This is a genomic window from Faecalibacterium sp. DFI.5.82 (assembly GCF_029076575.1).
Taxonomy (GTDB): domain Bacteria; phylum Bacillota; class Clostridia; order Oscillospirales; family Ruminococcaceae; genus Faecalibacterium; species Faecalibacterium duncaniae.
In genome coordinates, this window is sequence record NZ_JARFIS010000373.1 from 1 (window position 1) to 319 (window position 319).

Annotated in this window: 1 protein-coding gene; it reads left to right on the forward strand. The window is 52.4% G+C overall.

What is annotated here, in order from left to right:
* Positions 1-77: 77 nt before the first annotated feature.
* Positions 78-319, forward strand: a 242-nt coding sequence (locus P0G09_RS17045; RefSeq protein ID WP_275253261.1) for a hypothetical protein, incomplete at its 3' end; no start/stop codon positions are given.

Consider the following 319-nt stretch of genomic DNA (forward strand, 5'->3'; position numbering starts at 1 on the left):
AATGGCTTGCCAATGACTATTTGGAGGAAGTTCGTCAGTCCGTAGCTGCGATGTAGACGGTTCATCCAGAAGCGCCTGTGGCAGAGCCTGCCGAAGTTGTGGAAGCAACTGCTTCCGAGGAACCGAAATGGAATTATCAGGTCGGTGACACGGTATATCTGGACGATACAGCTTTCCGTGTGGAGCAGATCACGGACAGAGAAGTTCAGCTGCGTGACCCTCCGCTTGCTTATCCCATCTTCCGTGCCGAGAATCGTGAGAATTTCGAGCGTATGCTCTCTCAGGACGAAAGATACCATGCGGTAAGGGTTGATGCCCA